Source organism: Megamonas sp. (assembly GCF_986095205.1).
Window position 1 is genome coordinate 1 of sequence record NZ_CFQVBI010000063.1, and the last position, 6,221, is coordinate 6,221.

9 protein-coding genes are annotated in these 6,221 nt (G+C 29.3%); all 9 read right to left on the reverse strand.

Annotation, left to right across the window (positions count from 1 at the left end):
* Positions 1 to 33: 33 nt before the first annotated feature.
* The 9 genes from AC5LAX_RS08715 to AC5LAX_RS08755 all read right to left on the reverse strand — a co-directional run bounded on the left by AC5LAX_RS08715 (position 34) and on the right by AC5LAX_RS08755 (position 6,124).
* Positions 34 to 984, reverse strand: coding sequence for an iron-containing alcohol dehydrogenase family protein (locus AC5LAX_RS08715; protein ID WP_288909195.1), 951 nt, complete (start codon positions 982 to 984; stop codon positions 34 to 36).
* A gap of 115 nt (positions 985 to 1,099) precedes the next feature.
* Positions 1,100 to 1,927, reverse strand: a complete 828-nt coding sequence (locus tag AC5LAX_RS08720) for an Mrp/NBP35 family ATP-binding protein (protein ID WP_008539933.1) — start codon at positions 1,925 to 1,927, stop codon at positions 1,100 to 1,102.
* A 114-nt stretch (positions 1,928 to 2,041) separates the two neighbouring features.
* Entirely contained in the window at positions 2,042 to 2,272 is a 231-nt protein-coding gene (locus tag AC5LAX_RS08725) for a helix-turn-helix domain-containing protein (RefSeq protein ID WP_266286646.1), read from the reverse strand.
* A gap of 257 nt (positions 2,273 to 2,529) precedes the next feature.
* Positions 2,530 to 2,748 (reverse strand): helix-turn-helix domain-containing protein, encoded by a 219-nt coding sequence (locus tag AC5LAX_RS08730; protein WP_288909197.1) that lies wholly within the window; start codon positions 2,746 to 2,748, stop codon positions 2,530 to 2,532.
* A gap of 194 nt (positions 2,749 to 2,942) precedes the next feature.
* Positions 2,943 to 3,782, reverse strand: coding sequence for a zinc ribbon domain-containing protein (locus tag AC5LAX_RS08735; protein WP_193526598.1), 840 nt, complete (start codon positions 3,780 to 3,782; stop codon positions 2,943 to 2,945).
* Between the two features lie 15 nt (positions 3,783 to 3,797).
* Complete coding sequence (locus AC5LAX_RS08740) at positions 3,798 to 4,484, reverse strand: DUF805 domain-containing protein (RefSeq protein WP_288909198.1); 687 nt, start codon at positions 4,482 to 4,484, stop codon at positions 3,798 to 3,800.
* A gap of 36 nt (positions 4,485 to 4,520) precedes the next feature.
* Positions 4,521 to 4,922 carry a hypothetical protein gene (locus AC5LAX_RS08745; protein ID WP_118204798.1) on the reverse strand — a complete coding sequence of 134 codons (402 nt, stop codon included), beginning with the start codon at positions 4,920 to 4,922 and terminating at the stop codon, positions 4,521 to 4,523.
* Between the two features lie 37 nt (positions 4,923 to 4,959).
* Positions 4,960 to 5,481: a DUF805 domain-containing protein gene (locus tag AC5LAX_RS08750; protein WP_118036463.1), complete on the reverse strand. Its 522-nt coding sequence runs from the start codon at positions 5,479 to 5,481 to the stop codon at positions 4,960 to 4,962.
* A 31-nt stretch (positions 5,482 to 5,512) separates the two neighbouring features.
* Positions 5,513 to 6,124 carry a hypothetical protein gene (locus tag AC5LAX_RS08755; protein ID WP_288909200.1) on the reverse strand — a complete coding sequence of 204 codons (612 nt, stop codon included), beginning with the start codon at positions 6,122 to 6,124 and terminating at the stop codon, positions 5,513 to 5,515.
* Positions 6,125 to 6,221 lie beyond the last annotated feature (97 nt).

Here is a 6,221-nt window from a genome sequence, read left to right on the forward strand (position 1 = left end):
ACAATGATATCGAATCATTGTTTTTTAGCGAGCTTATATCCCCATAAATAAATTTAGGGGCTTTACGCTCGCATTTGGTAAATCTAATTTTTTATTAAAATCATATACTTTCTCTGCCTGTATTAACTGTTTATCTACAAGTAATAATAATAATACACCTAAACTGACAATCTCACCATGCATATGACCTTTACAATCTGCTATTTTCACACTAGCTAAATAAAGTGAATGAGCTAAACTACTATTGTAATTTAAATTTACTAAAACAGAAACTAATCCTGTATTTACAATAATCGTCAATACAGTTTGGATAAATTCATCAGATACAATATTTTTTTGAGCATCATCTACTGCCTTTACTCCATATTTTAGTAATCTTTCTGAACAATCTTTTGCTATTTGTACCCCTAAATTATTTGTGTGATTTAAAATTCTACCTCTCGTATTAAAACAAACTTCATATTGTTTAGATAAAGCATCACCAATGCCAGCACGCAGATATTTTATAGGTGCATTACTTATGATTTTTGTATCTATAAAACAATGAATAGCTGGTTTTTGTGCATCATAAAATTCTACTTTATCTTTGCCATATAAAATACATAAAGCTGTAACAGGAGCACAATTTGATGCTATTGTCGGAAATGTAAATACAGGCTTTTTTATCATATCTGCTAAAGCTTTACTTGTATCCATACTTTTACCACCGCCAACAGCAAATATCATATCTGCCATTTGCACTGTTTTCATATTTTTTAATCGTTCAATATTTTCTCGTGTAGCATTACCTCCATACCAAATAAAATCCAATAAATTTATATCTGTCCCTTTCATCGCAGTAAGCAATTTATCTTTTACTTTACTTAAACTAATTTCACCGCCAATTACAATTGCCGTTTTGCCATAATTACTGCAGATTTGAGGTACTCTCTTATATACATCTTCACCAATGCTATAACTTGGCAAATATACTTGCTGATTCATCATTATCCCTCTTATCTAAAAAAATTAATCTACTATATATTCTATTTATAAAAAAAGCCTTTCTGCTTAAACAGAAAGACTTTTTAGTTTACTTATTAAATTCTATTTTTATGAATTATTTTCCTTCTAAAATGCTACCTAAAGAATTTAAAAAATCGCCTTCAAAAGTTTCAAAGCTACCTTCATCACATTTTTGAGCTAAACTTGGATTTATTGGAAGTGTAGCTGTATGTTTTATACCATATTTATTAGCTTCTTCTTCAACTTTTGATTTACCAAAAATATAATGTTTTTCATTGCAATTAGGGCAAACAAAATAAGACATATTTTCTACAATACCAATAATTGGCACGCTGAGTAATCCAGCCATATTCACAGCTTTTTCTACAATCATAGATACGAGTTCTTGTGGTGTTGTAACTACGATTATGCCATCAACTGGCAAAGATTGATATACAGTAAGTGGTACATCACCAGTTCCTGGAGGCATATCCACAAACATATAATCTACTTCACCCCAGTTTACATCGCTCCAAAATTGTTTTACTACTCCACCAATAATAGGGCCACGCCAAACGACAGGATCAGTTTCATTATCTAAAATCAAATTTGTAGACATAATTTTTATACCAGTTTTTGTCTGTGCTGGTGTCATGCCTTCTTGTGTTCCTGTTACTTTTTCTTTAAGATTAAACACTTTTGGTATAGATGGACCTGTGATATCAGCATCTAAAATTGCTGTTTTATAGCCACGACGTTGCATTGTTACTGCCATCATAGAAGTAACTAAAGATTTACCAACGCCACCTTTACCACTCATTACAGCAATTACTTTTTTAATATTTGAACTTGGATTGTTTGGTGCTAATAAACTTTGAGGAGCTGTACGTTCTCCACAAGTCGTACCGCAACTTGCACAATCATGATTACAATTTTCGCTCATTATAAATAGCCACCTTCTACATAAGATATTAATCTATATTATATCATATCTTTTTTGAGTTTAAAGCTATTATATCTTTCTATATTTTTTATTTACTTTTCTATAAATTTGGGGCTAAATTTTTTCTTCAAATAACAATTTAATATCAATATCTAAAGCTTTACTTATTTGCATTAATGTAGATATCGGTACTCCTTTACTATAAATTCCTCTTTCAATTCTTGATAAATATGATGTACTTATTGAAGCTCTAAATGCTAATTCTTCTTGTGTATATCTTTTTAATTTACGAAAATAAGATATTCTTGCCCCAATCAATCTATATTGTGCCGAAAAATCTACCATAAAATCACCCTCTGCTATATTCTTTAAATTTATTTTAACGAAAAAATACATTCTTTAGTTGTACTAACAGGACAATAAAATGGATTATTTAGTTATTTTTTCAGCTTAATTATCCCAATTTATAAAATAGACCTATTAACATTAAATTTAAATTAAACGATAATTGCAAATAAAAAACAATATCTATAATTAAATAACAATAAATAATAGATATTGTTCTTCTATGTATATATTATTTTTACTTGCCATCATTATCTTTATTTTTCAAAAATAACACTCACTTCTATATCTAAGGCTTTTGCTATTTTCATTAGTGTAGATACAGGTAATCCTTTTTTATAAACGCCTCTTTCTATTCTTGATAAATATGAGGCACTAATTGATGCTCTAAATGCTAATTTTTCTTGTGTGTATTTTTTCAGCTTGCGAAAATACATTATCTTAGCTCCAATTTGTCTATATTCAGATTCAAACACAAAAATATTACCCCTCTCATACATACTAATAAAATTATCTCATTATCTAAGATATTTACAATTCATATTCATACCAATAATCACCTTATCAGTATTAGTTATGCCTTAATATGTAAGTTTTTCATAAAGATTGTACCTATATTCATATTTATTAAGTTAATATAAGTACAATCCCTATGATAAATATTTTCTATTTATGGAAGGTCTATATTTCTATTTGTAATATCCACTCTCAAACTATCGCCATGAAGAATTACTAAATTAGCTAAATTAACATTTTGCATTTCATACAAATACTCATCGTATTTTCCTTTGTTATTTCCATAATAAGTCATTATTCCCAAAGGAGATAAAACACCATCTTTTTCTTCACTATAGATTTCTATAGGAATGGTATGTGTAGAACCACTCCAGTATCCAGCTTTTTTATCTTTGCTATTTACATTATCATATTCTACACTCATATTAAAATAGAGTGCTCTATCTGTATTAGCATATTTTTTAGGATTTAATAACTCTTTATCAAAAGGAATAGTAGCTATCATATCATCTTTTTTATCATAAATGATAAATCTCAATCCCTTTCCTGTCATCAAACCAAAGAAACCATTATCATCAATTGTTGATACAGCACTGACTTTATAATTAGTATTTTTATTTTTTAATATATCATTAGCTTTTTTTAGATTTTCCTCATCTTGCTTTTGCTGTTGATACGTATCGTCAGTAGCTTTTGCCGTTTCCACCAATGTATTAGTATTTGTATTTACTTGTGTATCTTTTTCATGTTTTTGATAGAGAAAATATCCCAGACCACTGCCTACAATGATAACAACTACAATTGCAATAGCTATTATTATTTTCATTTTATTATTATTACTATTGTTATTGTTTATATTATTACTATTTATATTCTTATTTACATTTGGTTGTATCTGTGGACTTGTTGATACTCCTAAATTAGTACCACATTTAGGGCAAAATTTTTCACCATCATTAACTGGGGTACCACATTTAAAACAAAATTTACTCATTTTATTTACCTCTCATCAAAATGGGTCTGCTCCATAATTATTAGTACCCACATCGCCTCTAATACATAATAATTTAATGCTAAAATAAAGATTTACAAATGGTACCATAAAAATCAATATCCACCAGCCTGATTTATTAAAATCATGAAATCTTCTAATGTTTAAAGATATACCTGCTACAGTTCCTACTAATTGCACTATTAAAGTTAACATCATGCCAAAATCAGACATTATACCAAAAATATCTGTTGTCGCTGCATAAATGATAAAATAAAGTACCATTACTACAACTGCGATTATCAAACTGCGTGTTATATAAAATTTTCTATTTATTCTACCTTCAAAACAAAAATATTCATTTTTTATTTTATTTAAAATACCATCAGCACTATTATTGCTATTATTTACATTAAAATTTGTATTCATATTCTGTTGATATGGCTGATTTACTGGCTGTATTGGCTGATTATTATTTGCCACATTAGTATTTATATTATTGACCATTGGTGTCTGATAAAATGCTGGCGTTTTTTCACCACATTTAGGGCAAAATTTATCTGCACCAGTTAAAGTATTTCCACATTTTTGACAAATAATATTATTTGTTACTTGTGCATTTTGTTTTTCTAATTTATTGCCACAACTTGGACAAAAAAGCACGTTATCATCAAATTGTTTTTGACATTGTCTACAAATATTCATATCTATTCCTCATTTCTGTACGTTTTAATTTTAAATTTACTTTGCATGATATTGAGTTAATATCTTCTTCATTACAGCGATAGCATCAGAATCACGCATATTGTCGCCATTTATCTCAATTGTCCAAAGCTGAAATCTAGTATCATTTAAAATAACAAATTGGACTTTAGCTTTTGCTGGTTTATCCTGCCAACGGCATGTACCTGTGAACTCTACAACTTTTGAATTATCTGTAGCCACAAAATACTCCCATTTACCATCGCTGAAAAATTGGTCAAAAGCCTTACCTATTTTTACATTAGGAACAATTTCCATTGTACCCTCTTTGACTAAAGTTACATGTTTATCTTCTAATAAACTACAACCAGAAAACATCACACTAGATAAAGTAAGTAACACTATGAATACCATTAAATATCTCTGTTTTAATCTATGCATAAAAACCGCTCCTCATTTTACTATCAACAACTATTACTCAGTACGTATTTTCTAAAGGGTCATTACCATATTGATTAGCACCTTTTGTACCTGGCATCAAAAATAAATATAAATACAGAAAAGGTGTTATCGCTGGTATAAGTGATAATAAAGCAAAATATCCCGATTTATCCAAATCATGAAATCTTCTCATATCCAGCATAAAATCAGCTACTATACATAAACATAAAAGTATAAAGCTCAATAACATCAAGATTAAACTAAAATCATCTGACCTAGTATCTAATTCATCAATTAGCACAAAAAGTATACATTCTATAACAACTAAAACTAAACTGCGTATAAAATAGATTTTGCGATTTAGTCTTCCTGTATAAGAAAAATAATCTCGCTTTATCATTTGTATAAAATCTGAATTCATCAGTTTATCTATATCATCTTGTTTTTTATTATTCCCAGAAATATTAGTTTGTATTTTAGCTCCACATTTAGGGCAAAATTTTAAATTAGTATTTCCGTTTAAATTTTGACCACATTTGGGACAATATAAATTTTGCATAATGCTCACCTCTCATTTTGACGACTAATAATCAAAAGAAGCTATCTTCATCCTCATCATCAAAATTGCCAAAAGAGTCTTCTTCTGTGTATTCTTCTTCTTCATAATCTGCCGATGTGTCTTCACTATTTGATGTATCATCTTGAGTATTAGTTTCATCATAAGCTTGAATACTATCTACCGGATTTTCTTGTAGCATTTCTTCACTACTTTGTATTTCACTATTATTTTGCATATTATCAGGAATAATATTTTCATCATAAGCTTGGATATTATCTACTACATTACTATTTATGATTTCAGGTGCTACCACATTATTCATATCTGGCACTACTTGCTCACTATAAGCTTGAATATTATCCACTGGATTTGCGTACATTGGGTCAATATAATCTTGAACTGGCTGAGTTACTTCATTTGGAATGTATTCTGTTGGTGCTGGTTGTTCTGTACTAGATGAAGAAGTATGATGACTACTAGAAGCTTCTGCTGTTGCATTATGATAAAGAGAGCTAGCCATCGCCCCTACAGCAGCGGCTGCTGCATATTTACCAAAAGTTTTTAAACCACTTTCTTGATTGTTTTGGTTATTATTCATATTATTAGGCATTTGTTGATTAGCCATTGCTTGATTATTTGGCATATTATTCGCTCTATTAGTGATGTACTCCCACCACTTTCGCTATCGCTTAGAAGTGGGGGCTTCTTGTTCGATACAACTTTTGTTGTAAGCATAAGCA